Source organism: Hyphomonas sp. ske169, assembly GCF_056850855.1.
Window position 1 is genome coordinate 2,911,568 of the sequence record NZ_CP096146.1, and the last position, 26,483, is coordinate 2,938,050.

Annotated in this window: 19 protein-coding genes and 1 pseudogene; 7 read left to right on the forward strand and 13 right to left on the reverse strand. The window is 51.2% G+C overall.

From position 1 onward, the window contains the following. Positions 1-119 precede the first annotated feature (119 nt). Positions 120-494: a winged helix-turn-helix domain-containing protein gene (locus MY069_RS14240; protein ID WP_482796714.1), complete on the reverse strand. Its 375-nt coding sequence runs from the start codon at positions 492-494 to the stop codon at positions 120-122. A gap of 15 nt (positions 495-509) precedes the next feature. Continuing rightward, positions 510-878: pseudogene (locus MY069_RS14245) on the reverse strand (response regulator transcription factor); the annotation flags it as partial. 318 nt (positions 879-1,196) lie between these two features. On the opposite strand from MY069_RS14245, the gene MY069_RS14250 reads away from it, so the two are divergent. Further along, the gene (locus MY069_RS14250) at positions 1,197-4,685 is read left to right on the forward strand and encodes an autotransporter outer membrane beta-barrel domain-containing protein (RefSeq protein WP_482794451.1); all 3,489 of its coding nucleotides are present in this window, start codon (positions 1,197-1,199) and stop codon (positions 4,683-4,685) included. Positions 4,686-5,111: 426 nt separating this feature from the next. Here the strand turns inward: MY069_RS14250 and MY069_RS14255 are convergent, their stop codons facing one another. Next, positions 5,112-6,413, reverse strand: a complete 1,302-nt coding sequence (locus MY069_RS14255) for an MFS transporter (protein ID WP_482794452.1) — start codon at positions 6,411-6,413, stop codon at positions 5,112-5,114. A 5-nt stretch (positions 6,414-6,418) separates the two neighbouring features. Then, positions 6,419-7,690 carry a cytochrome P450 gene (locus MY069_RS14260; protein ID WP_482794453.1) on the reverse strand — a complete coding sequence of 424 codons (1,272 nt, stop codon included), beginning with the start codon at positions 7,688-7,690 and terminating at the stop codon, positions 6,419-6,421. A 130-nt stretch (positions 7,691-7,820) separates the two neighbouring features. Here MY069_RS14260 and MY069_RS14265 point away from each other — a divergent pair, with 130 nt between their 5' ends. After that, complete coding sequence (locus MY069_RS14265; protein WP_482796715.1) at positions 7,821-8,417, forward strand: TetR/AcrR family transcriptional regulator; 597 nt, start codon at positions 7,821-7,823, stop codon at positions 8,415-8,417. A 176-nt stretch (positions 8,418-8,593) separates the two neighbouring features. Here the strand turns inward: MY069_RS14265 and MY069_RS14270 are convergent, their stop codons facing one another. The 3 genes from MY069_RS14270 to MY069_RS14280 all read right to left on the reverse strand — a co-directional run bounded on the left by MY069_RS14270 (position 8,594) and on the right by MY069_RS14280 (position 10,648). After that, positions 8,594-9,442, reverse strand: a complete 849-nt coding sequence (locus tag MY069_RS14270) for a thioesterase family protein (RefSeq protein WP_482794454.1) — start codon at positions 9,440-9,442, stop codon at positions 8,594-8,596. A 214-nt stretch (positions 9,443-9,656) separates the two neighbouring features. Further along, a complete protein-coding gene (locus MY069_RS14275; RefSeq protein WP_482794455.1) occupies positions 9,657-9,884 on the reverse strand; it encodes a hypothetical protein in 228 nt (75 codons plus the stop codon). 266 nt (positions 9,885-10,150) lie between these two features. Next, the gene (locus MY069_RS14280) at positions 10,151-10,648 is read right to left on the reverse strand and encodes a MarR family winged helix-turn-helix transcriptional regulator (protein WP_482794456.1); all 498 of its coding nucleotides are present in this window, start codon (positions 10,646-10,648) and stop codon (positions 10,151-10,153) included. A gap of 284 nt (positions 10,649-10,932) precedes the next feature. Here MY069_RS14280 and MY069_RS14285 point away from each other — a divergent pair, with 284 nt between their 5' ends. Next, a complete protein-coding gene (locus MY069_RS14285) occupies positions 10,933-11,694 on the forward strand; it encodes a sulfite exporter TauE/SafE family protein (protein ID WP_482794457.1) in 762 nt (253 codons plus the stop codon). Between the two features lie 241 nt (positions 11,695-11,935). Here the strand turns inward: MY069_RS14285 and MY069_RS14290 are convergent, their stop codons facing one another. From MY069_RS14290 to MY069_RS14305, 4 genes are all read right to left on the reverse strand, one after another. Then, a complete protein-coding gene (locus MY069_RS14290; protein WP_482794458.1) occupies positions 11,936-13,615 on the reverse strand; it encodes a CocE/NonD family hydrolase in 1,680 nt (559 codons plus the stop codon). A gap of 93 nt (positions 13,616-13,708) precedes the next feature. Continuing rightward, positions 13,709-14,653, reverse strand: coding sequence for an aldo/keto reductase (locus MY069_RS14295; protein WP_482794459.1), 945 nt, complete (start codon positions 14,651-14,653; stop codon positions 13,709-13,711). Positions 14,654-14,943: 290 nt separating this feature from the next. Continuing rightward, a complete protein-coding gene (locus MY069_RS14300) occupies positions 14,944-15,720 on the reverse strand; it encodes an alpha/beta fold hydrolase (protein ID WP_482794460.1) in 777 nt (258 codons plus the stop codon). Between the two features lie 351 nt (positions 15,721-16,071). Continuing rightward, positions 16,072-16,716 carry a TetR/AcrR family transcriptional regulator gene (locus tag MY069_RS14305; protein WP_482794461.1) on the reverse strand — a complete coding sequence of 215 codons (645 nt, stop codon included), beginning with the start codon at positions 16,714-16,716 and terminating at the stop codon, positions 16,072-16,074. Positions 16,717-16,933: 217 nt separating this feature from the next. Between MY069_RS14305 and MY069_RS14310 the strand changes: the two genes are divergently transcribed. Then, complete coding sequence (locus MY069_RS14310; protein WP_482794462.1) at positions 16,934-18,301, forward strand: MFS transporter; 1,368 nt, start codon at positions 16,934-16,936, stop codon at positions 18,299-18,301. A gap of 263 nt (positions 18,302-18,564) precedes the next feature. Here MY069_RS14310 and MY069_RS14315 read toward each other — a convergent pair whose 3' ends face one another. After that, entirely contained in the window at positions 18,565-20,340 is a 1,776-nt protein-coding gene (locus MY069_RS14315; protein WP_482794463.1) for a CocE/NonD family hydrolase, read from the reverse strand. A gap of 458 nt (positions 20,341-20,798) precedes the next feature. Between MY069_RS14315 and MY069_RS14320 the strand changes: the two genes are divergently transcribed. Next, positions 20,799-21,635: an SDR family NAD(P)-dependent oxidoreductase gene (locus MY069_RS14320; RefSeq protein ID WP_482794464.1), complete on the forward strand. Its 837-nt coding sequence runs from the start codon at positions 20,799-20,801 to the stop codon at positions 21,633-21,635. Positions 21,636-21,787: 152 nt separating this feature from the next. Here the strand turns inward: MY069_RS14320 and MY069_RS14325 are convergent, their stop codons facing one another. Next, positions 21,788-23,035, reverse strand: a complete 1,248-nt coding sequence (locus MY069_RS14325; RefSeq protein WP_482794465.1) for an NADH:flavin oxidoreductase/NADH oxidase family protein — start codon at positions 23,033-23,035, stop codon at positions 21,788-21,790. A gap of 474 nt (positions 23,036-23,509) precedes the next feature. On the opposite strand from MY069_RS14325, the gene MY069_RS14330 reads away from it, so the two are divergent. Continuing rightward, positions 23,510-23,986, forward strand: coding sequence for a DUF2840 domain-containing protein (locus MY069_RS14330; RefSeq protein WP_482794466.1), 477 nt, complete (start codon positions 23,510-23,512; stop codon positions 23,984-23,986). 283 nt (positions 23,987-24,269) lie between these two features. After that, positions 24,270-26,162 carry a DUF3363 domain-containing protein gene (locus MY069_RS14335; protein ID WP_482794467.1) on the forward strand — a complete coding sequence of 631 codons (1,893 nt, stop codon included), beginning with the start codon at positions 24,270-24,272 and terminating at the stop codon, positions 26,160-26,162. Positions 26,163-26,483: the final 321 nt, after the last annotated feature.

Sequence of the window (26,483 nt, forward strand, 5' to 3'; positions counted from 1 at the left end):
TGACGTTTGCGATGTTTGAGAGTGCCATACAGCGATCGCGCTTGCCGACATCAGAACCAAGGTGATAACGGAGACAATGATTGATTCGATTGGTATCGCTAGATGACTTGGTTTTAGCCTCATGGTGTGTTTTTCACTTCAACCAGCATCATGTAACCTTCCCCCCATATCGTTTTGATGATCTCGATATCATCTGCGTTGTTGCCGAGTTTGCGCCTAAGTCGGCTCACATGAGTGTCGATATTGCGATCTTCCGTTTGATGATCTGCGTCACCATAGATTTCTCGGATAAGATCAAAGCGTGACAAGATTTGTTGCGTATTCCGCAAGAACGCGAGCAACAATCGGCCTTCAATCGTGCTCAACGAGGTCACGATCCCGTTACGGTCGGTGAGCTCTTTGCGCCCACTATCATAAATCCAAGTTGCGAACCAATATCGACTGACGTGTGGGCTCGGCTTGGAAAATGGATTGGCCTCAGACCTTTTGAGCAATGCGCGCACTCGCGCTAGGAGTTCGCGAGGGCTAAATGGCTTCGTGACATAGTCATCTGCGCCAACTTCAAGCCCTACAATTCTGTCAATCTCTTCGCTTTTGGCAGAGAGAAATATAATCGGAATTTCCGAGGTGCGTCGTAGGTCTCGACAAAGGTCTAGGCCGGATTGTCCAGGCATCATAATGTCAAGAATTGCCAAATTGATGAAAGAACGTCTTAGCCATTTCCTGGCTTCTTCCGCATTCTCCGCGGCAGACACCCTGAATCCGTTTTCGCGAAAGTAGCGTGTCAGTGGAGCGCGAATTTCTTCGCTATCGTCAATGACGAGAATATGGGGTTGGTTTGCCTTCAAAATTGGGTATCCGGACTTTGTCAATTTCAACGAACGAAGGCTGCCACAATGAACAGTTTTGCCTCAGGGGTGAAACTCCGAAACATGAAATCAAGTGTCGATTCTTGTCGAGCCTCCGACTTTGACACACTTTGACATACATTTCGAAACTTCTGAAATGATCTAGCGCGCTTCAGCTGCGCTTATCCGCCCAAAGCAAATTTGAGCGGAAGGCGTGAACGCTGAATGAAAAAATCCATAGATTGCCGAGCCCGTCAGGACAGCCTCACTGCGCTGCCCCCGCAAGTGGCGGATGAACGAGAAAAAACCGTTCGGATCCCTTGCCGAACCGGAATCGTGAGCGCCGACGTGATTGATGAGCAGTTGCCTTGTCAACCACGGGCGTGGATTAGCTCTAACCGAGCGCACGGATTGTGCGTTTTGGCATTATTGCTAACGGTTCATCAGGCGCAGCTGGCCAGCTCCGAAGAAATCTCAACCAAGCGAACAACGCCAATAGATACAGCATCAGCGGATGAAAATGCCGGCGGCAATGTAACAATCACCGAGGATGGGGCGATTGAACTAGAAGATGCTGAAGGTGTGTCGGCGATCACCGTAAACAGTGACCATGATGTTCGAAATGACGGCGATATCATTCTCGACGAGAATGACAATATCGTCGCGATCGAGGTTGAAGCAAACCGCACATCAGACGTCACAAACAATGGACGCATTTCCATTCTTGAAGAATACACTCGGGAAGACGAAGATGATGATGGCGACCTGGATGGTCCACTTGCGATTGGAAGCGGTCGCGTAGGTCTTTTACTGAACGCGGGCGGGCGCCACCTGGGAGACATCACGACGGGCGTTGGGTCAACTATTGCTATCGAAGGAAACGACTCCGCTGCGATATCGCTACGATCTGATCTGGTAGGCGATCTGACGCTCGATGGAAACATCTCAGTTGTTGGTGAAAATGCACTCGGCGTCGATGTTCGGGAACAAATTTACGGTAACGTACTCCTGAGCGGCTCAATCAACGTTCGCGGAGAGGGGGCGTCTGCGGCGAGTTTCTCAGGATCCGTTTCAGGTGGCCTCACGATTGAGAGCAGCTTGAGTTCTACGGGGTTCACGTCGACAAGCGTGTCCAACTATATTGCACCAACCAGCATTGATGAAAGCACCGAGCCGGTTTCAGACAGAATCGATGCGGAAGATCTGAATGACGGTGGTCCAACTCTGGCCATTGGCGGCAGCCTTGGCCAGGGCCTCTTGATCAATGGAGCTTATGACAACTTTCGCTCAGAATCTGATGAGGAAGACGAAACCAAGGATACAATTGAAGATTTTGACGAGAATCGCGCAACAGGCTCAGTCGTCTCCACGGGCTCAGCTCCGGCAATTTTTATTAGTCCAGACTGGGGTAACACGAATGCTGAACATCTGGTTCTTGGCCGAGTGCGCGAGTACGTGCGTGATACGACTGATGATGACGAGGATGAAGACTTTACAGAGCAATTGGCGACGTTTGACTACGATTACGGTTTTATCAACCGAGGTCGCGTCGCGGTGAACGGCTTAAATGTTGGCTACGACGCCACGGCCGTCAAAGTATCTGGTTCCTCCGATGGCCAGTACGAGACTCGCGTGGAAGGCGGGATCTACAACAAAGGGGCAATACAAGCGTCGGCCTTCTTGGCGGACGCCGTTGCGATTGACCTGAACACCGGTGCCATTGTTCCTCGATTTGTTAACGCAGGTTCGATCGAGGCACAGACGAGTACCAGCTTCGATGATACTGCTATAGGAATCTCGATTGCGCCTGGAGCACAATTGGAAACGATCGAGAATTCGGGGGCAATTTCAGTTACTACGACGGGTGAAGCCGGGAGCGCGATCGCGATCCTGGACGAAAGCGGAACCCTCAGCTCACTAGTGAATACCAATCGCATAGCTGCCGGGTTAAGGGATGATGGCACCGTGGTCGAAAATACAGGGCGGGCGATCGCCATTGACCTGAGGGCGCATGGTGCGTCGCAAGGTGTCATGATTGAACAGAAGCGTAATACACCGACCGAAGACAAGAATGGTGACGATGTTGTCGATGCCAGGGATGAGGCAACGCCTCAAATCATCGGCGATATCTTATTGGGGCGCGGCGATGACGTGTTCACGTCAACAGCCGGATCGATCTCGGGTAACGTGGATTTTGGCGCGGGCGAAAATATATTTACGCTTCAACAGAGCACATTGAATGGTGATGTCCGCTTCGGTGTTGGCGAAAATACGCTTTCGCTCAACGCTGCAAAACTAAATGGTGATCTCGAATTCTACAGCGGCATTGCAAATCTCCGCCTCACAAATGGTTCTGAGTTATCTGGAAAACTCAGCAGTTCGTCCACGCAACTCGCAGTTCTTGTTGAGAATTCTGACCTAAACCTATCCGCGGATACAAACGCAGTCGTCGACAGCTTCGAGATGAACGGTCAATCTCGCCTGCAACTCACGATCTCGGAACAAACCCTGAGCGACGCAGCCATCCTGACTGCTCGTCAAACAGCCAAACTTGGGCCCGACGTTAGAGTCAAAGTTGTTTTCGAAGACCTACAAGCTGATGCATTTCAGAAGGTGATCCTATCCGCGGCTCAGCTCGAATTCTCTGGGAACTTAGACGAAACGATACTGCAAGATACACCATACATCTACCTTGTGGGTTTGGATCAGATCAGCGAACAGACGGAGAAGCTGATTTTGAGTTATCGCCTGAAGACGCCTTCGGAGATGAGTCTAGGCGCCAATCAAACCGAGGCATTCGATGCCGTCATAGCCTCATTTGTTGCAGACGATGACCTCGGTGCGGCGTTGACCAAAATCACCGATGCACAACAATTCACAAGGACGTTCGAGAGCTTAACTCCCCACGCCACGGATGGAGTGAGCCGTGTGTTAGCGTCGCACACCTTATCGGGCAAAGATGCCATCAAACAGTCTATTCAACGTCGCGATAGCCAAGATCAAATCGGTTGGCGACCTTGGGTGGGGGAGTATCTCACGAGCATGCAAGTTGATCCGCAGCCCGATGCGCCGGGATACGATGGCGAGGGCGTTGGATTCGTTTTCGGACTTGATCGCCGATTGGGCGGTCTAGACACATTCGGGATAATTGGGTCTTTTTCTAGCGGAGACTACACCGCTAAGTCACGAAGTCTCAGTCCGATAATGTACTCCACACTAGGTGCGGGCCTCTACCTACAGGAGGCCGTCGGTGCGGTCGATGTTACATTGGTTGGGCAGGCGTACAAAAATGACTTTAACAGCCATCGAACCATTAAACTCAATGAGCTGGCTTACGATGTCGAAGGGGCCTGGTCTGGACTCAGTCAATCGGTGAACCTGGACGTTTCGTCAGCGATGCAATTTGCATCGACGTTTGTGATACCATCATTGGGTGTGGATTACTTTCGCCTCGATCAAGACGGATACAATGAAACCGGTTATGAAACGCTGACTTACCAAATAAGTTCGGCTGTCACAGAACAGGTTTCAGCTGTTGCGGATCTCAGGGTTGGGACACAATGGGAAGTTTCGCGCAACGCGTTCGTAATTCCTGAAGCTCGACTGGGATATCGAACGGTTCTGGACTACACAAACTATGGCGCTGAGGCTTTGTTGAACGACAGCCTTGATCCCTTCGAGGTAAACGCCTTCGAAACCTACTCCGATGCTGTAATTTTCGGTCTGGGCCTGAATACGCAATCCGAACTTCTGGAGGTTAACATCGGTTACAACTTGGAAGCTTCCGAAGAGAGCACCATACACCGTGGGAGCGTTTCTCTCAGAATTCGCTTTTAGTCCGCAAAACCGTCTGCTCTCAAATGAAGAACACTACAACGCAAGCTGAACTCGAGAACGACGCTAGTTCTCAATTATTGGCGAGCGTAGAATTGCGAGTATGAAGGACCGACCTAATGTCGCCTCTGCAGCATAGTTTTCTATCATCATTCGTCCGTAGGCTGCCCGGCCGTAAGCGAAGCAAACCGCCGGCCGACGCTCTAAACGTTTACATGATGCTCAAATAGAAAAGCCTGGCGCTCTCATCTCCGAATCCAAAGTCGGTAATAAGCGCAACAATGTTGGGCCGGTCCCCCGGTGAGTATTGTCGCTACCATTACCAGAGCGCGATAACCGATCGCATGCGTGCAGGGACAACCATTTAAAAGACCGTGCGCCAATGCCGTTTGTATGAAGATGAGCGTGTATCGAACAGCGGTGATAGCATCAAACACCACGCGTATCGCGAGGTTCACCAACCGAAAAAGCTAACAGTGTTAAAGCCATGAAAAATACGACAAGAGAGACCCCTAATACAAAATTGTAGCCGAGCAGGTCGGCGATCACTCCGCCAGCAAGCGGACCAATCGTAGCAGCCACATTCTCTGCCGTTGCGGAGAGCGCTATGCGCATAGGTAAATCTCTACGCTCGCCGAACTCTAAAACAATTGTCTGCGATCCCATCAAGTAGCCGGCTTGAGCGCTGCCAAACCCAAAGAAAGCAAGAAATATGAACGGAACTGACGAGGTAAAGATCAATAGTAAGGTTGCCGAAATCCAGGTTAGTACCGCGAGAACGAGTATCAGTCGGAAACCTGTTCGATCCCCGAGATATCCCCAAACCAAATTTGAAACAGTTCCGGCACCAAGATAGGCGAGCGAGAGCAAACCCAATGTCGCGCCGTCAATCGTGATTTTCTCGCCAACATAAAGAATATAAAAAGGAGCTGCCATTCTACCCATGGCCGCAAAAAATTGAACCAGCAAAAACCAACCAAAGCTTGGATTTTCGGAGACGAGTGAGGGAAATTCTCTTAGGCGATCGGTAAATCGCATAGGTGGGCGCAGCTGCGGCGATTTTGGTTCAACAATCATAAAATGCAAGACCATCAAACCGAGGCTCGTCAACACAAATGCGCACAGAAAAGTCGTCGCATAACCGTTGCCCAGAGCATTTTGAGCGATGAAGACTTTGCCAGAAAAGTAGGCGAGAGCCGCCGCGACAAGACCCCCGGTCGCGTTTCGCCAGGCTTGCAATCGCCCTCGCTGACGGATTGGAATGACCTTCGATAAGAGGAGTTGAAAAACGACGCGTTGCGCGCTCATGAATACGCCGAAGAAGAACAGAAATCCCAACAGTGCGGCTACTTGAATATTTCCAACCACGAACCAACCGGTTAAGGCTATGCCCAGCACCGACAATCGACTGAGTATACCTAGAAGCATGGCGGCCGGCATCACCTTATCGCGATGCTCAACGCGATTACCGGTGATGATTGGGGAAACAATGCCGCCCACTTGCTGCAGCGCCAGTCCCAAGCCGACGATGGCGTTGGATCCTGAAATCAAAAATAGATATGCGGGTAGAAATGTTGGGGTGTTGACGAGTCGGAACCCCGTCATGCCTAGCATGCCATGAAAAAAATTCGCCGCGTAGTTGCGCTTTAGATTTGCACGAACAATTTCATTGAATTCGGTTTCATCTCTATCCGCGGCCGGGTTTCTGTGCCCGCTTTCTTCGTCGTTCATGAATACTACTTGCGGGCCGGAATGATGACGTTCATGGATTCATATCCCTTTACGAACGAAGAATGGACCCTCTTCGGTTCGTCCACGACGACGATCTCTGAAAATCGTTTGAAGATTTCTTCCCACGCAATTCTAAGCTGTAGTTCAGCCAGCCTGTTACCGACACAGCGATGAATTCCAAATCCGAAAGACATATGCTGCCGCGGGTTCGGCCGCGCGATATTGTAAAGATTTGGTTGTTCGATGACATCTTCATCTCGATTGCCAGAAACATACCACATCACCACCGATTCGCCTTTCGCGATTTTTTTGCCTCCAAGCTCCACGTCTCGAGTAGCTCGCCTCTTCATATGGGCGAGAGGGGTTTGCCAGCGGATCGTTTCTGAAACCATTGCTGGCAAAAGACCCGGATCGGCTTTCAGCTTGGAATACTGATCGGGGTTCTCATGCAAAGCGAGAACCGACCCGGTCAGCGTATTGCGTGTGGTGTCATTTCCTCCAACCGTGAGCAAGATGACGTTCCCGAAATACTCCAATGGCTGCATGTGACGTGTGGCGGGGTTGTGGGCCAGCATGGAGACCAAATCGCCAGTCGGGTCTGAGTTAACACGGCGATTCCATAGTTCAGTGAAATATGCGTGAAACTCTCCAAAAATGCCAAGCTTTTCTTCTCGAGTCTCGACGATGCGACCGGGGCCGGGAATTGCCGTGACTACATCGGACCAATGCGTCAAAAGCCGACGATCGTCTTGATCCATCCCAAACAAGGTCGCCAATGTCATCGCGGTTAGTTCCATCGAAACCTTGTCAACCCAGTCGAATTTCTCGCCGATGGGTAAGCTATCTAGAATTTTGCCAACGCGTTCTCGGATCAGTGGCGCCATTTCCCGCAGGTTTGTCGGAGAAACTGCCGGGCTGACTGACTTACGTTGCTGACCGTGTTTTGGTGGGTCCATCGATATAAACATTTGCAAGGCTTGCATTTCTTCCTGTTGTCCGGGTGAGACATTTGGGATCAGAGAAATACGCGGTTCGGATGAGAACGTTTCATGATCAGTGTCTACGCTCATTATGTCGTGCCATTTAGTTACCGACCAGTACGGGCCAAACATGCTGTTTTCCGTATAATGGATAGGATCTTCGCGGCGGAGACGTTCGAAAACCGGCAACATTGTATTGTGCTCAAATCGAACAGGATCCGCCGGATCTAACTGATCAAGTGGAAGCGTGGAAGCGTCCAGATCCGAGCCTAGATTGTTAGTAGTGGTGCCAGGCATATTCCAAATATCCTTCCGTATCGGCGATAAACTTTTCGTTTCGGCGGCGTGCACAAAAACTTGGCGCTACCGGGCCGAGCAATGTAGTGGTGATCGGTGTATGCAATATAATTAGAGCTTATTGAAACTCATGACAATAACAAATTCGAATAAGAAACGACGTAGAAGGTCTCCGGCAGAAGCTCGTCAGATTGCTTTGCAGGAAGCTCGCACATTACTGTTGGAATCTGGCCCAGAGGCGATAACGCTGAAAGCAGTCGCGGGTAAACTCGATATGGCGCATGGCACCATCGCGCACCATTTTGGTTCCGCTGCTGGTCTACAAGCGGCGCTTGCAGAAGCAATGACGAGGGACCTGGTGACGACAGTAGAGCAAGCGATTTTAGAACTCCGTGAAGGCACAGTCGAAAGAAGAAGTATTATTGACTTGGTGTTCGACGGATTTGACGAAGACGGTGCAGGTCGATTGATTGCTTGGCTTGCCTCCAGCGGGCACCGAGAGTTGTTGACGCCATTGTGCGAAACCGTGGCCGAGCTTGTCTCTGTCCTACAATCACATGGGGACTCGCAATATAAACGCGAACAAGCAGCCCTGACCGTCCTGCTAGTTTTACTTCCTGCGCTCGGCGATTCGCTCCTGGGGACAAAGCTGCACCTCGCTCTTTCTTTAGATCGAAACGCTTATCGAAACCTAGTTACGGATCAGCTCAATATCCATCGAAGTTGATCTTTGAACTCGAGCTGGATCGCCATTTTTGAAGACTGCGCTCACCGAGACGCCCCCAGTTCAACTTGAACCGCTCAGGTTTGCGGATGTCCATCTGCGATAAAGGCTGATATCGAGTAGGATATCACCGGTGCTCCAATAAACCCGAGGACCAGATTATTGATCTCGGGGGGGGCTTATTTTGTGTCGGGGGAATGAACTCTCAATATTAGAGACTGGCTTGCCATGCCCAGTAACTCGCCTCGTTGATTGTACAGATTAGCGGAGCCATGCACTAAGCCTGCATTGATTGTAAGAATGTTGATCTCGACCATTACCCATTCTGTTGGCTCCGTATTAGTCAGTCGAAGAGTTATGTCTAAGCTGTTTCCGCCGGCATTAATCCCTAGCGCGTTCCCCACACCGGCTGGTATTAGGTCCGCTAGCACCGCCAAAAATGGAACCGTTATCTTGTCGAGGTTCTTAGGGCGTACCCAAAGTAAGAGCATTCCTAACGGGTCGCTCTGACTTACACGATCGCTTCCGTACGTTCCGCGGGCAACGCGCACCTCTAATCCGCTGTGAATACTGGTGGACCCTTTCCTCCAGTGCTGCCCCAAGGGGCAATCTTCTGGCAACGGAGTCAATGGCATTTTTTGCCATTGTGCCGGAAACTCATCTGGTCGCGTTCCCATTGCTGCGGCTACTCGAAACACGGTGCCACGATTGACAAAGCCTTCAACGCTCGTTTGTTCGATGAAGCGACCCGATTTGTGAGTGTTTACTTCGAGTGCGAGGGTTTGGGGAGGGCGGGCAAAGTTCAAAAAATGCGCGCTCGCCCAAATAACAGGAGCGCGAGTTGTCTTTTCTAACGCAAACAATGATGCGCCAAGACCAACCCCACCGAACATAAATCTTTTTTCCGGTGTTCCGACGCATAGCTCGGGGGTTATTTGCAGCTTGTATTGGGACCGTGATACCTGTTGCGGCTCAATCAACGTAGTCAATCCGAGTGTGCTTTGATTGGCTGGCAAAAGATCGATCACGTTCTACGGTTAGGTTAAGTGAATTTTTGACGGAACTAGTGGTGACGTCTCCACAGCAACTAATCAATGATTAGTTGCGAGTCAATGCAGGGTGCCGCACGAGGATACTCAAACAAACGCAAAGGTGCTGTCATCTAATACGCAAAGCGCTCTAGCAATTCGCGTATTGGGAAATTCTCGATTGTTGGGGCGGTTTAAAGGTGAAGTGCTTAGATTAGGTGGTCCCGGTTCGGCGTTTCTTGCCAGCCTCCATGAAATGCTTCGCCCAGCTATAACACTGGCTCAGGGCAATCGCCGTGCACCGAAATAGCTCTGCAATCGAGTGTTCCCCGTGCATGCCTTCCAGGTCAATACGGATCTCCTCTTCGGCTGAATATTTGTGCCGGGTGCGGCGCTTCACCATTTCAGTGTGCTGCTCGTCACTTTCGGTTTTCTCGCTCATCGTCACTCCTTGGTTCTGTCACGATGAGCCAACAACCTTCTTAAGCAAAACAAATAAAATGTCTCACGGTCGCTGAACCGCAAAAAAATCAATTGAGTTCGCAAGTCCGGTTTAAATCAGTCTTTCTATTCACTTTTGGAGAGACGCCCACGCTGTGCGCACGTTGAGACTGAGTACGCAACCAATCTGCACATTAATTAGTTGGCGACCCATCGAGGTGCTGGAGCGGCTTAGGTATTGAGGACTGTCGTTCTTTATTACCAACTTTATGATTTGCCGGTTTTGTTCGAAGACTCGGTCGCCAAAGCGTCTGCAAGTTTTCGCAAAAGTCTAACTAGCTCAGATATGTCTCGCTTGCTCCATGACTTAGCGATGTCTGCTGCAATGCGTTCTCGGGCGGCATCAATGCGATCAGTCATCGCTTTGCCTTTTGGAGTGACAATGGAACGATGAAAGCGACGGTCGTCTGCGGCGACCTTCCGAGTAATCAAGCCTAGCTTTTCGAGCTTAGCTACCTGGCGACTGACGGTCGTATGATCGCGACCTACTCTATCTGCTAGGTCACCCACACCAATCGGGCCAAACCGCTCCACAAGAATAAGAAGAGCGAAAAGCGCTCGATCAAGGGAGATGCCTGCTTCGCGAATGGTTGCTTCGTCGCGTTGAGGCCGGTTCATGACCCCCACAATTTCAAGCAAAGCGCTGTGTAACTCTCGAAGTTGTGCCGAGGTAGGTGCATTATGCACATTTTTTGTTGACGCCATGTTGCCTCCAAACTAGCGTGCGCAGAAAGCACATAAAGAGTTGAATAAGAAAGAGGAAAATTCAACACGTGTGTCGATATGCGGAGTGAGCGTCGCCTGCTTCGCTCTGGTAGTTGCTCCAGCTCGCAGCACCTTTCATGCCCATTCACCGAGATATCGGGAGCGCCTTCTTGGCATCTGAAACGCAACGCGACGTTGCAGGCATGTCGATCCAGACGATTGTTTTGGTGGCGTCTTCGCGGTCGTGGGTCAAACAACTACGATAGAACGAAGGATACTTTTCTATGGATGGAACAGCGTTTTGGTTTGCCGCAATCATAGCAAGCCTGCTGGTTGGCATCGGTAAGGGCGGCATGCCGGTAGCAGGGATGATGGGTGTGCCTATCTTGGCTCTTGTTATCGATCCTTTCGCTGCAGCAGGACTGCTTTTGCCCGTCTATATTGTGTCAGATGTTTTTGGAGTTTACGCTTATCGACACGAATTTAACAAACGAGTGCTCTTAATCATTGTTCCCGGAATGATGATTGGTTTGGGGTGGGCTTGGGCGTTCGCAAGCGTGGTTCCTGAGAATGCAGTCACGGCCATTGTCGGTCTGATTGGAGCGGTGTTCGCCTTAAATAGTCTACTACGTTCAAACCATATTGTCGCGGAAAAGCCTGCCCGCGTATGGCCCGGCCTGTTCTGGGGGTCGCTCACTGGTTTTACGAGTTTCTTGATACACTCCGGCGCACCCCCATACCAGGTTTACACGCTGCCCTTGAAAATGCCGAAAGCGGTTTTTATGGGAACCACAACTATTGCATTTGCGATTGGGAACGCAGCAAAAATCCTTCCGTACTACTATCTGGGTCAGCTGAGTCCGACGAACCTTCAAGTTGCCGCGGTGTTGGTAGTTCCGGCTGTGATCGCTGTGTTTGCTGGCGTGCGATTGGTGAGTATCGTTCCAGAAGAAATATTCTACAAGATTGTGACTTGGGCTTTGTTGTTGGTGTCGCTCAAACTGCTCTGGGATGGTGTTGCCCCTGCGAGCCAACTTCATTTTTGATCGCTGCTAAGGGCAAGCCGGATAGCGAAGTTCGGGGCGATACCAAGAGCGGAAAAGTAATCCAAGAAAGTAAAATCAAAGACGCGCAGTGCTTTGGAAGCGTCTGGGGAACACATATTTAAGTTGGTGTGCCGGCGCGACGATGCGTTTACTCGGTATGAGTGCATCAAGGCAACCGAGGCTGTCAGGTGAAGCTCAGTTGCCCTAATGATTCAGGGTAAGGTTCTCTGGTTTGTTCGCTCTAGCGTTGCGGGATGATCGGCAGTTGCAAATAAGAGTTGTGCTGACCGCCCATGATGATGCTGTTCTTTTTGCCGATTTTGTACGGCGCTTTGTTGTAAAAACCTGGTGCGTAGGCCCCGATATCCAGCCGAATTCGATGTCCTGCTTTGAATACATGACTTATCGGCCAAACCTCCAACTCGATTTCATAAATCTCGCCTGGGGTCATGCTTAGTTCTTCATCATGGCTGTGGAATGGGCGGAAATCTCTCGTCAACTCTGGATCAAGTTTACGGTGAGAGACTTTGAGCCATCCATCCGCCAATTGGTCCACGCTTTCATCGGGTGCCAAATCTTTAAGGTGGGCGACCACGTCCATGTCGTCGGTTTCAGAGCTGACCCAAAGTTTCAAAACAACCGGACCAGTCACTTCTGTATCGACGTCTAGCGGAGGCGTAGAGAAGCTCAGGGTTGGAAGTCCCATATACATATTGCGTGCGTACGCTTCCGGTCCAACTTCATAAGATATGATTGCCTGCTCTTGAGATGGGTCGTTAGTCAGACTGCCGTCATTGAGAGAGTTCGTTACTGCACCTGCGCTCGCACCGTGGAGGTAGAATTTTGTCCACTGTGTATCAGGGAGTGGCCAATCATGTTCATACCTAAACTCGCCGCCATCGCGGCCCCCGCGAACCCACACTTTGACGGGAGGCTCGTCCATAATGCCAGTATCTATGTCCTTGAGCCAATAGTCGTACCACCGCAACTGTTCAAGCAATCCTTCGTCGCTGAAAAAAGCACAAGTATGTGACCCATATTTCGTGTAGTCTGGATAAACCGCTTGATCGTGGTTGTCGTGAATTCGAAGTTTGATGTTCTCTTTCCCGAGTTCTCGCATGCGCAAGAATGGTTCAATGTTTCCGCGCCCATGTACGGTGTTTACTCCCCAACTCTCAGTCATGAGAACCGGGATGTCGATTTGGGCTAAGTCCGGGGTTTTTGACTGCCAGAATTCGTTGATCAGGGGATTGGTTAGACTGTCGTAGAAAGGGTTATTCGACAATCCTTCCAAGTTGTACTCTGGATCGCCTGCTAAAAGCTGGCTTGCGGAAATAATTTCGTAATAGAAGCCAAGCGCAGCGAGATACATCCCACCCCGATAAACCTGGCCGCGGTAGATATCGGCATCGCCGTCCCAGCTTAGCATGGTCGTTAGGTGTGGCGGTCGCAAGCTGGCAACTTTCCAAGATGCTATGGAATAATAACCGACGCCGCCGCCAACAGAGGACCTTCCATTACTCCATGTCTGTTGCGCAGCCCATTCAATAACATCGTAAGCATCCTCGGCTTCTTGCAAGGACAATAACTCAAAATGGCCTTCAGATTTTCCAATGCCGCGTACGTCTAGGCGTACAATGACGTAGCCGCGTGGTACAAAGAATGATGCCATGGGCATTTCTCTTGAATCATAGTCCGGCACCGGCTTTGGGAACATTTCGTCGATGTCTTTTAGATATGGAGAATGTGCCAACAAGACTGGAAACTTGCCCGGCGAATTGGGTCTGTATATGTCAGCATAGAGTGTTGTACCGTCTCGGACTTGGATAGGCACATCTTTATCTACGACGATTTCGTGCTCAACCGGCGATACAGAGTAGTCAGTTTTGCTGTCCTGCTCGGTGGGTTTAGAGTGGCGCATCTATGATCTCCTTAGAATGTTATCATGTTTTCAAGTCGACGAAGTTGAGGTCGCGAAGGAAAATTCGCGGTGCCTTGCGGGGGGGGGGGGGGGTCACCTTGAGGCTGTTGGGCTTTGTGCCGCAGCTTCAGTCAGGGATTTGATTTGGATTTCAGACAGTTTTAGGCGTGTGAAATCGATGAGCTGTTCGAGTTGATCAACTGTCCGGGCGCTGGCAATTGGGGAAGTAATGCCGGGTTGACTCGCAAGCCATGCAAGCGCGATTGTCGCCAATGAAGCGCCAGTCTCTGTTGCAATAGCATCCATCGCGGCGAGGACGTTCTTACCGTTTTCCGTATATCGCTTTGTCATTCTGCCGCGCATCCATTTGTCAAAATCACCCGGTGTGCGGTACTTCCCAGTCAGGTATCCCGATGCCAGGCTGAAATAAGGCAGCATTGAAATTCCATGTTCGACACAGAACTGTTGATAGGTTGGATCGAAGTCATCCTGTTCCAATAGGTTCATTTGGTTCTGCAATACGGAGAACTTTGTCGCGCTCGTTCTTGCAGCTGCGTCCAACGCCATTTTGAATCGTGGGAGAGTTATGTTCGAAATGCCTAGCGCGTGGGCTTTGCCTGCGAAGACAGTCGTGTTCATGCTTTCAACGATTTGATCAATTGGCACATCAGTGTTGTCCGCATGTGCGTAGTAGAGGTCGACATGGTTGGTTTGGAGGCGGTTTAGGGACTCCTCAATCGTCGAGGACACTGTAGAAAGTTCGTATAGCTCGTCGCCGGGATTGAGTTTGCCCGTCTTTGTATGGATTTTCATTTCGTCACGCACACCGCGGCTTGTTAACCACTGCCCAATGAACGTTTCAGATTCGCCACCGCTGTGTCCGGGCATGGCCTTAGTATAAGCATCGGCGGTATCGATCATTCGGCCACCTGCCTCATAAAAAGCGTCGAGGACGGCAAAACCCTCATCGCCTTTCGCGGTCCATCCAAAAACATTACCGCCAAGAACGAGCGGCAGGCCATCTATCGGTGTGTTCATTTTTTCACTTTCCTAGTGAAACCTCTGTGGCTTGTTGCGTCGTTCATGGTGGCGAGGCCTGGCGACACGTGATTGCCCGATCTGAATCGGATCGCATCAGTGTCACATCGCTTTCTCGAGCATCTTTAGCGCCTAGTCGCGGGACATTGCGTGTATTATGCATGCATAATTTTGCCGTCAAGATGCTCAGCTAGATTATTTGCGTAATACACATAGTTCGCTGGCAGACTCGCCTGGACCACATCTGCGCAGTGGCGTCAGAAAGTCGGCTCTGGAACCGTTCGTACGACTCAGGTTTGACTGAAGAAGTCCAACAATACGGAGACCATGGCGTGCGGATCTTCTTCAGCTGGATAGTGTCCAACGCCGGGAACAACACGGCCGGTTAAGTCGTTCGTATACGGTTTTAGAGACTGCTCTTGCCCTGCGCCCATTCCGTACTCGCCACCAACTGCTAGCACGGGCATGGGAAATGGGTTCGCTTTGCTTTCTGCGGTAAGTTGAATATTGCGGTCAAGCGCTCGATAGTAGTCGAAGCTCGCACGTAAATGATCTGCTGATCGGTAGGCGCGCGCGTAAATTTCGAGGTCGTCATCGCTAATCGCATCCGGCAGATGCGCCTTGTTCTCGAATTGAAACCGCAGGAACTCCGTTTCTTTGCCTTGGACTAGTATCTCGTTCAAAGACTGCACTCGATTAAACGCAAAATGCCAGGCACGCTCTATGAACGGAGCCGGGAGAAACATCGGCGGTCCATCTACCAAACCGGGAATAATTGCTTCACAAAGAACAACAGCCGCAACGGATTCTGCGTGCCTCGCCGCTATGCTGTGAGCTATCCAAGCGCCGACGTCATGCCCCACCAGGTTGAATTTTCTGTATCCAAATTCGGATTGAATGAAATTCACCAATTCGTCGGCGATTGTGCCGACGTCATAGTCGCCAGGTGCTGCGTCAGACCCACCGAAACCCCGCGGGTCAACTGCAATTACTGTGTACTCGCTTGCAAGTGCATTTAACGTTCTGCGCCAAGCATACCAAGTTTGGGGCCATCCAGGGAGAAGCACTAGGGGCTCTCCTTGGCCGCCAAAAACTGCGTGCAGCTGTTTTCCTGGCTCCCCAAATCGTTCGCTTCGAAATCGTGGGTCGAGTCCCGCGGCTTGCAGATCCTCCGAGCTCCACTTGTGGGCTGGGCGGCCCGCCGTAGTGGGCATCGCTTGCCCTGACTTTGTCTTTTGTTGGTTGGTCATCGGATTTAGATTCCTGTGTGAAAAAGCTGTGCTACATCTTTGTGATCAACTTGCGAGATAGCCATGTTCTGGCTGTTGGCTGACGGCCTCAAATTGAGCGAGCAGCGGCGCGGTTTTCGGCTTTCTACTGGATGTCTTTACGGGATATCCAAGCCGGTCAGTGTGCGCCTACGGGGAGGGCGCCAATTTAGGCAACTCCCTCGTTGAAATTTCGCGAGCTTCTTCTTCTTCTATTCCAAACGCAGTTAGGATTAACTCCACCGCATCTGAACCCGCTTTGCGCCAAGTTTGATGTCCGTCAATGACGAGTAACATAGAGGCAAGGGTCGTTCCTGCCAGGAGCGCGACGGCCGATTCCACGCTCGCTGCTCCGAGGTTATATCTGCCGGATTGAACTCCACGACGAATATACTGCGTAGGTGCGTCAGTCAGGATGCCTCTCAGCGGTTCGGCGTTCAAGGCAAACCTCATCATGAACCTGCCCCAGTAAGGGTCGTCATGGCTCCTTCGGATGAACATTCGCGCACCATTTGAAAGTAGGTGGGCGGGATCGTCTATACCTTCGACGCTCGCAAGTGTGCGCGCGTACATGTCGCTTGAAACATCAGCGACCACTTGATCGAAGAGACCATCAATATGATCGACGTGGCTATAGATTGTGCCGCGCGCGACTCCAGCTTTTTGAGCCAATTCGCTCACGTTGATGTCTGTTGCGCCCTTTGTCGCGAAAATTTCGATCGCGGCGTCATGGATTCGGTGTGTGACGGCTGTCTTTCTCAAAATAAACCTCTTGCAATTGACGCGCTTGATCATAATTGAACACTATTGTGCAAAAGTCAACAGGAGTGTAATTCTGTCAGCACGAGCACGGTCATTGAGGTCAACAGATAGCCTCCAAGGGTACCAGCGAGATGGAAGCCAAAAGCAGCACGAGCATTCAGTGCAGTCGAATTGGGCGGCGAAATCACGCAGCCCATGAGCGGAAGGGCCTGGTCTCGAAAACATCAATCAGAATCAGGAACAGTAGTACATGAAACTCCCCAGCAAGGATCAGGCCGTCAGGTCCGACACTCGGCAGCTTATCTCTTACGGTTTGATCGCGATCCCGTTAGCCGCGATTGGGTTGCCCTTTGCCGTCTTTATGCCCAAATTTTACGCGGTTGATTTAAAGTTAGGGCTCGATGTCACTGGCGCGCTGTTCATGATCGCAAGACTTTGGGACATGATCACAGACCCGATCATGGGCGTATTGATTGATCGTTTCCCATCTAGATTTGGTCGCGTTACTCATTGGATGGTGCTCAGTCTTCCGATACTCATGGTGTCTGGGTATTTCCTCTACATGCCTCCGCGCGATGGCGTAAGCAGCTGGTATCTACTGGGCTGGATTTTGGTTCTCTACGCCGGCTTCACGATGTTGCAGACACCGCATCAGGCTTGGGTAACCACCCTCGCTCAGAGCTACGATGATCGCTCTAGGTACTTCATGTGGCGTGAGGTTTTTGGATCTATTTCGCTCCTCTCGCTGCTGGCGTTGCCGGCCATACTTGAGAACGCAATGGCCTTGGATATATTCGGTCAAACGCAGATAATGGGTTTGGTGCTGCTGGTCTCATTGCCAATCTGTACCGCTTGGGCCATTTGGCGAGTGCCCGATGCGTCAATAGCACCTCAAAAGGATCCAGCATTGACGGCTAATGCATGGTCGGTCGTCAAGCAGATCGCAAAAAACGAAGCGCTAATCCGTGTTGTAATTATTGAGATTTGCATCGGATTGGCAATTGCTAGCACCGGGGCAACTTATCTGTTCGCGGCGGAGTGGGGTTTTGGAGTTGAGAACGGGGCTAGCGCCATGTTGATGCTATTTTTTCTATCGGGTCTGTTGTCCATGCCGTTGTGGATGAAGCTTTCGGAGGTCACCGACAAGCATCGTACGCTGACCTGGTTATGCATTCTCGCATTTGTCGCGCACGTTTCCTACATCCCGCTTTCATGGGTCGGTGGCTATGCGGCCCTCGCAGTTGCAGTAGTTGTCAGCGGAGTAGGGTTTGGCGCACCCGCCGCGCTCGCCCGTTCGATGATCGCCGACATCGTTGAGCAGGATCTCCTCCAAACGCACAGAGACCGAAGCGGTGTATTTTTCGCTCTAATGACAAGCGCCTTCAAAACGGGCCAGAGCTTTGCCATCGGTGTTCCATTCGTCTTGCTTGGACTCATCGCAGGATTTGATCCAGCTGGCGAAAACGGACCCGCCGAAATCCGTAACCTGATGATAGTATTCGCAGGCCTTCCTGCCTTAGCCTACTTGGTGGCCGCCATGGTGAGCAGAAAATACCCGCTTACTCGTAGTTATATGGCGAGTCTCAAGCAGGCGTCTGAACCGAATTACAAAGGTTAAATGGAATGTTCTAATCATACACGCGCGGCACCCTCACAATCGGGATAATTCTCGACGCTCTGATTGTAATTCGGCGCTCCTTCCAAGATGCAGTCGGCGGATTAGTGCCGTGGCCGGGGTGGCACCGAGTGCGGTGGCGATGGTCAGCGCCACAACATTAGTGGACCTCCTGTCTAATCGGCGCCGAACAGGCGGCGCGGGACTGCTATCTCGGCCGATTGTGTCCTAAACGTACATCAGACAGAGGCTGATTATCTCGTTCACTACTTCCTGGCGGGAATCAACGGGATCAAAAGATAGGAGCGTCGTCCTTCACCGAAATAGATCGTATTCGTACTACCGTTCTTGTATCGCGCATGCTTGAAGAATCCGCCCGGACTCGAGTCGATGTCCAGCCACAAACGGTGTCCCTTCTTGAACACATGGCTGATCGGCCAGATCTCGATCTCGACCTCATAAATTTCGCCCGGAACCATTTTCAACTCTTCGTCGTGGGTGTGGAATGGGCGAAATTTGCGTGTAAGTTCATGGTCCAGCTTTCGGCGAGACACTTTCAGCCAACCATCAGCAAGATTGTCGACAGACCCATCAGGCGCGATATCTCTGACATGAGCGACGATATCCATGTCGGTGGTTTCAGAGCTGACCCAAAGCTTCAACGCGATAGGTCCAGATACCTCTTGGTCGTTCTCCATCGGCGAGGTCGAAAAACTTGCAGTCGGCAATCCCATTCCCAGTGTACGAGCATAGGCAAATGGCCCCGCAGTAAAAGTGACAGAATCCGCATCTCCGGATGCGTCCAGCGACAGGCTGCCATCATTGACGGACTGGTCGTGAACACCCGCCACGGCGTTGCTCAAATAGAGTTTAGTCCATTGCGTCGACGGTAGTGGCCAATCTTCTTCAAACCGAAACACTCCACTGTCCGGGCCGCTTCTAACCCAGAGCTTCACCGGCGGCTCGTCCATTACACCCGTGTCGATTCCCTTCAACCAGTAATCGTACCAACGTAGCTGCTCAAGAAGGCCTTCTTCGCTGAAGAACGCGCACGTGTGGTCGCCGTATTGCTGGCAACCGCCGGGGTACATCATCTTGTTATGATTATCGTGAACGCGCAACTTTATGTTTTGTTTCCCCATTTCGCGCATCCGGTAGTACGCTTCTATATTCCCGCGACCGTGAATCGTGTTCACACCCCAGCTTTCAGTCATTAGAACTGGTATATCGATTTTGCTAAGATCTGGAATCCGGCCTTCCCAAATCGCGTCACTGACCAATGAATTTTGAAGAGTTTCGGCGATAAAGTTTCGGGTGAATCCATCTCGGTTGTACAGCGGATCATCATGGAGCAATTGTAAAGCCGCGACATTCTCATAGTACTCGCCGAGTTGCTGAAAATAAATGCCACCCCGGTAAGATAGGCCTCGATAAATATCGGCGTCTCCGTCCCAACTGAGCATCGTTGTTAAGTGCGGCGGACGAAGGGCTGCAACTAGCCACGAGGCTATCGAATAGTACCCCACACCACCGCCAATTGACGTCTTGCCGGTGCTCCATGGTTGCTGAGCAGACCACTCGATTGTGTCATACGCATCTTCAGCACCGAGACGAGTGAAAATCCCAAACTGACCCTCGGACCGCCCGACCCCTCGAGGATCCACTCGGACAATCGCATAGCCGCGAGGTACGAAGTATGAGACCATCGGCATCTCGCGGGAGGGATAACCGGGAACTGGCTTCGGAAAGACTTCGTCGATGTCTTTTTGGTACGGTGCATGGGCGACGAGAACCGGGAACTTGCCGCTAGCATCGGGTCTGTAAACATCAGCATAAAGAGTTGTTCCATCGCGCGTTACGATGGGGATGTTCTTTTCGACGATGACTTCATACTGAGGTTGCGAAACTTGATCGATCGCTGATGCCGGGGAAGAATTATCGGCGTTCGGAATGTCCGGGGCGGTTTGCGCTCTGACGGTATGCCCCAGAGCAGCAATCGAAATGGTCAAGATGCTTGAGACGAAGAGTGATCTTACTGACATAATATAGTTCCTTGATGCCATGATGAGCGGTTGAAGCGCGGGCCTAATCCATTTCGCGGGCCTAGGATGCCGATAGCGATCCCACTCTTCCGAGTGTTAGATTGAACCTGCGTCTCAGCCTCCGGGAGGATTAATTATGTGTATTATGCAGTTATTTATTGCTTTGACCCCTTCGTCAATTGGGACGTCAAGTTTTCTCGTCGCATGAGCAGCTGATTACTCCGATGAGCGATAGCGCAAATCGTCAAAAAACATCCGCCGTTTCCACCCGCAGCGCATAGGGACCGCTGCCAGTGATCGATCGTTTGGCATCTGCTCAGCAGCGTCATATTTCTTCAAGTGAGTGACGTCAGAGTACTCAGCTTCTTTAATCTTCTGACTGGAACGCGCGGGTTCACCTTGACCACAATCTAATCAATGATTAAAAAAACTGATCGTTGATTAAATGAGAGCGAGTTATGAATAAACCTAACTGTGTAATTACCGGCGCAACGGGGGGGGTCGGTGCTGAACTCGCTAAGATTGCTGCGCAGCGCGGCTATAATCTAGTGTTACATGGCCGCAAGCAAGATGAGCTCGAAGGCCTGAAATCGAAACTGGCAAATGATTTCCCGGACATTCAGGTGAAATTAGTTGCAGGTGATCTTGGCACATCGAACGGCGCTCAGAACGTTGCTCAGCAAATATTAGACTTGGATATCGCGATTGATATTTTGTTCAACAACGCTGGCGTACTTCTTGATCGCGTGCTGGCTTCTCCAGATGGCGTCGAAATTCATACGCAAGTCAATCTGATTGCGCCATTTGTATTAATGCACCTATTGACGGCCCCAGTGTCTCAAGCCGGAGGAGCAATCATTAATGTGTCATCCAGCTCAATGTTTCGAGCGCGGGATCTATCATTAGACGAACTAGAGAATCCAAAAAGTTTCAGCCAGCTTGCAGGGCCATACGCAAGGTCTAAGTTGGCTTTGTCAGTTGTCACTTATGAGTTGGCTGATCGATTTGGCGAAAAAGGGGTATCAGTGTTAAGCGCTAGTCCCGGAGCCAGCAAAACGGGAATGACCTCGAGTCGTGGGCTGCCCTGGTTTGTTCGTTTATTGGGGCCGCTTTTTTTCGGTTCTGCAAATCAAGGAGCAGCAAAGCTGTTCGCGGCGTACGATTCTAGTCGCAAGGACTCTCAACCCGGAGCGTTCTACGATGGGGAAATGACAAAGGATCTGCCAAAACTGGGGCGCATAAACGGGATTGGCACAGCTTTGATTGAGTTCTGCAGGTCGAAATCGGGTTTATGAGAAAATCGCAGAATCTGCGGAGTCCTCAGGTTAACTTTCTCAACCTGGCGTGCGTTCAAGCCTATTCCAACGCAAAACAGAGTATCGCCTTCAACGCTGCTCGAGATGTCGCGCAGGTCATCGGTTTCGGCTGTTGAAAGCTCGATCCGGATTTAGCGGCGCCATAGGCGATATCGTTTAGTGAGTTTTTTTATCCGCATTCGATCCCAGATGAGACTCACGAGAGGCGATAGAGATCGCTTCGTTTGCTTGCCATTCGCGAGTTGCACAAGTCGTCGGCGGGCAATCGCTGATGTTGCCACGCCAGCTAGGGTTTTATTCTTCCACGATACGCTCGGAAGTTTGATATTTGTTGATCGACCCGCGCGCCACTCGTTTGGAAGATCAGGGACCCGGGTGAAGGCCTTGGCGATTCCCAAAACGCTCACGCCAAAACCAGCTTTATCCATCTGCAATGCATCAATCGCCGTTTTTCTCCGAAAAATGCCGCCGGTAACCATGATCGGCATGTTCGCAACCTGAGCGATCTGTCGGGCAAAATCGACAAAAAAGGCCTCCCGAAGAGATGTGGTCGAATCCGCGCGTCGCCCGTACATGGCAGGACTTTCGTATGATCCACCCGAGAGTTCCAATAGATCAACGCCTAGATTGTTTAGCTTTTTTGCAACATTCATTGCATCGTCTAGCTCGAAGCCACCTTTCTGAAAATCCGAAGAGTTGAGTTTTACCGAAACACAAAAATCCGGCGATACGACTTCTCGAACGGCCGACACGATCTCCAATAAAAAACGCGCCCGGTTTTCCGGAGAGCCACCCCATCGATCCGACCGTTGATTTGTCAGCGGAGACAAGAATTGACTTGTCAGATATCCATGGGCTGCATGAATTTGAACTCCGGTGAAACCCGCTTGTTCAGCGAGCCGCGCCGCTTTGGAAAATCGATCGATGACCTCCAATATTTCGGATTCGCTGAGCGCCCGAGGCGGGGCGATCAAGTTTGAGTATTTGCCGATCGATACCGGCACTGCCGAAGGCGCAACCGCTTCCTCGCCCATAGCGGCATACATTTGCCTCCCCGGATGATTTATTTGCATCCAAAGTTGCGTGTCATTTGTTGTGCCAGCCTTCGCCCAACGCCGAAACGGTTCTAGATCCGTCCCTTGTTCTAGGACGACCGCTCCGGGCCCGGTTAGCGCCGACGGCGAGATCATGACGTTTCCAGTTAGAACAAGGCCCGCACCTCCCTCAGCCCAACGCGCATACAACCGTTCCAAGCGCCCATCAGGCAGTTGACCAATGGTTGCGAGGTTTTCCTCCATGGCTGCCTTGCACAGGCGATTCTTCAAGGTCACCCCATTTGGGAGGTTGAGTGGTGTGAACAAAACTTGCTCAGAATTCATTTTGCATTTTCCTCAATTTTCTTTGACGAACCTGTGCTGGTCATAATTGGGTCCGCCCCTGTGATCGGGCGTCGTCGACGCTGAATCCCCCTGCGCCGCGAGCAACCAGATTGGTCAGCCTGCCACCGATGGTGAAATTTTCGGAAGCATAACCAATCGTATTTGATCATCGCTTCACCCTATATCTAATCATTGATTAAATAGTGTCTAATCATTGATGAACTACTGGTCAACTTTTGCGAGCTAGGGGCGAAAAGACGCGGAGCGCGAACGACCATCATAACGATTTGAGACTTGCTATTCTGGATGCGGCAAAAGGTGCTCTTAGTGATCGTTCATTGGACGGAACCTAGACGGGGATGGGGGTGTCGATAGATTTCTAACGTCCGCGATTTAGGAGCCAGCAGCGCTATCGCTGCTGAAATGAGCTGGGCCAAATACAGCTTCTGGCCTCCAGTTTGCGTGTATTGTTGTATGGATACGGCGAAAAACTCAAAGTCAATTACTCAACTTTCGCTATCGCGGCGGGGAGATCGAGGGAATGATCGGCTGCTATTTGGGCGTCCGAAGAAGGCTTTTCGCACCTCTGAAAACCAAGAAGAACTCCGCTTCAAACCTTCACAAATTTTCGGATTTGTTCGGTGGCGTGGTGATCAATTTGGCACCCAAACATGGCGCGTTGTTGTCGCTCAAGCGGGTTGGCCAGGAGAGCAATTAACGCGCATTCCGGGCGTACATCCGGGCGCCCATCTGTTGCTCCATGCCTTCGGAAAAACGAGAGCAAAACGTGCGCTTCGCGTGGTTGATATGCTCTCCGAAGCGCACGTTATGCACGAGATTGCGCCGGCCTATTGGCGGCATGTGCACCTGCAAATCTCTAAGAATAAAGAGCCCGAGCCTTACGAACCTGAAGTGTTCGACGCGCTTGTTCGGGCGAGGTCCATCTCATGACCTGGATCTGTCATTTGCGAGCAGGAGAAAGGGTAGGGACAAAGAGCGGAGTAACGCAAGATAAAAGCAACTGTGTCCGACAGACACAGATTGCCAATGGGGGTGGGGCTTTGACGCGAGTCATATCGTTCAACCATGCGAGTCGCTCAAATCTCTCGATCGCCCGTCACCACTGTAAATACGCGCGAGTCGGATTTAGGGGCGCATTGGTGCACAATTGGCACTATCTTGTCCAAACTCTCAATACTGATGGGCGATTGCTCAGCGCTACATGGTGCATGCCATGAGCGGAGATAGCGACTTCGACTTCCAGCCAAAGCTCGGACACATCCGGTCAGAAGGCAGTTTCAAATCAAAGGGCATGAAGGCTTACCTGAAGGGCGCGCGTAAGCGTTCAAACAACACTGGGGGTGGTGGCCGATCCACCGCGTTTGCAGGAGCGCGCCGCGTGATGATCAAGGCTCGCGTCCATCGCTTGTCCGGGAGCGGGGTGGGATCGCAGCGAGCCCACATTTCGTATTTAGAAAGAGACGGTGCAGGTAAGGACAAAGAACCCGCAGAATTTTACAATGATGTGAGCGAGGGAATCGATGGCCAAGAATGGCTCAAGGAGCATGCTGATGAGCGTCACCATTTCAGGTTTATTATCTCACCTGAAGATGGCGAAAAACTTCAAGAACTAAAGCCCTTAATTCGGGACCTGGCTTCTCAGATGGAAATCGATCTTGAAACCAAGCTCGATTGGATTGCGGTCGATCACTTTAACACTGAGCATCCACACACGCATATTGTGATGAGCGGGAAGCGCGATGATGGGAAAGATCTCGTCATCTCGAAAGATTATCTCTCGCATGAAATGCGAGAACGCGGCAGCGCGCTTCTTACCCGCAAACTTGGCTTGCAAACCGAGCCTGAACTTGCTGCCAAACTCGAGCGAGAAACCGCTCTCAGAAAAGTCACGCGGATGGACCGCATCTTGATGCGGGAGATGGATCGCAATGGCGGGGTTAATTTAGACAACCTAAGACGCAATCGTCCGCACTATAAGAAGCGATTACACACGCTTAGAAGCATGGGGCTTGCGCGCCACCAATCTAGCGGGGTCTGGAGCGTGGATGATCAGCTCGATGTCGCCCTCAATGCTCTGGAGAATTCCGACACGATAGCCGTACGAATTGAGCGCGCTGTTCGAAGGGCCGGACTGGATAGAATCAGCGCCCACGAACAGGGGCCATTCAAGTATGGTAACGCCGTTCATGGGCGCCTTCTAAAAATCGGCTACGATGATGAGCTCATGGATCGACGATACGCCATCGTCGATGGATTAGATGGACGCGTGCATCACTTCGATCTTGGAACCAGTTACCCAAAGGATCTAAATCCAGGTGATATGCTCGAGATCAAACCACGGTCTCCCGGTGCGCTTGGAATGGATCAAACGATTATCGATGTGGCTGCTCAAAACCGCGGGATCTGTAGCCTCGCAAATCACAAGCAATCTGATCCTAACGTCAGCGCGAAACACTTAGCGATGATCAGGAATCGCATCGCCGCTTTGGAACGTGCAGGCCTCGTGCAGCGATTTCATGGAACCGCCTATTCAATCGGGCCAGAATTCATTGACCGCGTAGATGAGCATTTCGGGAAAGCGGCAAACCGTTCTCCCAACATCGTCCGCAAGGTGGAGGGTAGGGTATTTGAAAGCCAGGTCCGCGCTTTCGGTGAAACGTGGCTAGATCAGCAGCTCGCTGGCCAAGCAGTTGAACCCCTTGGAGGCGCCGGTCTTGGGGGAGATGTTCGATCGGCGATGGATGAGCGCATGAAGCGTCACTTCCAGCGCGAGATTGTGAGCGACCGAGACGCCAAAGAGCTGAACAATGATCATCTAAAGCTCCTCCAAAAAGAAGGCATGCTTCATGCGTCTTTGGACATCACGAAAGAGACGGGCCTTACCTATCGCGCAATACAGCCTGGGGATCGGGTCGAAGGGACGTTCAAACGCATCCACCAGACTGAGCATGCAAAGTTTGCGGTCATCGATCGTGGACGCGAGTTTTCGCTTGTGCCGTGGAAGCGTAGTCTGGAGAAGCTGAGAGCTCGTCCCATCGAGATTACGATGTCGCGTACGAGAGATATTGCTTGGACAATTGGGCGAAACAGAGGTCTCAGCCGCTAGTCGACGGGTACTCTTAAGCGCGTATTCAAGAGACCGGAAATTACTCTCCTGAAACGCGAAATCTGGTTTTGAAATTCGCGTTCGATTCAAAGATATGGTGATTTTCGTATGCTTAGGCGTCGTTGGAGCGCCTCTTTAACATTGCGCGGATTGCAAATGGCGGCAAAATCCGGCAAGTCACCGCAAATGCCGGCAAGTTCTTGTAAAGGCTCACTAAAGTTCACGATTTTTCACGATTTTCAGCCTTGACGAGGCGATGTCTCAATCGGCAGACTTAGCTCTATGAAAGTAGAGTATTACACAAATCTGGTTGGGCTGATT

What these genes read in the sequence shown, in the direction of transcription:
- MY069_RS14305 (WP_482794461.1), bottom strand. Translation starts at nt 16,716, where the DNA reads ATGATCAAGCGCGTCAATTGCAAGAGGTTTATTTTGAGAAAGACAGCC.
- MY069_RS14330 (WP_482794466.1), top strand. Translation starts at nt 23,510, where the DNA reads ATGGATACGGCGAAAAACTCAAAGTCAATTACTCAACTTTCGCTATCG.
- MY069_RS14320 (WP_482794464.1), top strand. Translation starts at nt 20,799, where the DNA reads ATGAATAAACCTAACTGTGTAATTACCGGCGCAACGGGGGGGGTCGGT.
- MY069_RS14295 (WP_482794459.1), bottom strand. Translation starts at nt 14,653, where the DNA reads ATGAACACACCGATAGATGGCCTGCCGCTCGTTCTTGGCGGTAATGTT.
- MY069_RS14275 (WP_482794455.1), bottom strand. Translation starts at nt 9,884, where the DNA reads ATGAGCGAGAAAACCGAAAGTGACGAGCAGCACACTGAAATGGTGAAG.
- MY069_RS14280 (WP_482794456.1), bottom strand. Translation starts at nt 10,648, where the DNA reads ATGGCGTCAACAAAAAATGTGCATAATGCACCTACCTCGGCACAACTT.
- MY069_RS14260 (WP_482794453.1), bottom strand. Translation starts at nt 7,690, where the DNA reads ATGCCTGGCACCACTACTAACAATCTAGGCTCGGATCTGGACGCTTCC.
- MY069_RS14285 (WP_482794457.1), top strand. Translation starts at nt 10,933, where the DNA reads ATGGATGGAACAGCGTTTTGGTTTGCCGCAATCATAGCAAGCCTGCTG.
- MY069_RS14265 (WP_482796715.1), top strand. Translation starts at nt 7,821, where the DNA reads ATGACAATAACAAATTCGAATAAGAAACGACGTAGAAGGTCTCCGGCA.
- MY069_RS14335 (WP_482794467.1), top strand. Translation starts at nt 24,270, where the DNA reads ATGAGCGGAGATAGCGACTTCGACTTCCAGCCAAAGCTCGGACACATC.
- MY069_RS14310 (WP_482794462.1), top strand. Translation starts at nt 16,934, where the DNA reads ATGAAACTCCCCAGCAAGGATCAGGCCGTCAGGTCCGACACTCGGCAG.
- MY069_RS14255 (WP_482794452.1), bottom strand. Translation starts at nt 6,413, where the DNA reads ATGAACGACGAAGAAAGCGGGCACAGAAACCCGGCCGCGGATAGAGAT.
- MY069_RS14315 (WP_482794463.1), bottom strand. Translation starts at nt 20,340, where the DNA reads ATGTCAGTAAGATCACTCTTCGTCTCAAGCATCTTGACCATTTCGATT.
- MY069_RS14325 (WP_482794465.1), bottom strand. Translation starts at nt 23,035, where the DNA reads ATGAATTCTGAGCAAGTTTTGTTCACACCACTCAACCTCCCAAATGGG.
- MY069_RS14290 (WP_482794458.1), bottom strand. Translation starts at nt 13,615, where the DNA reads ATGCGCCACTCTAAACCCACCGAGCAGGACAGCAAAACTGACTACTCT.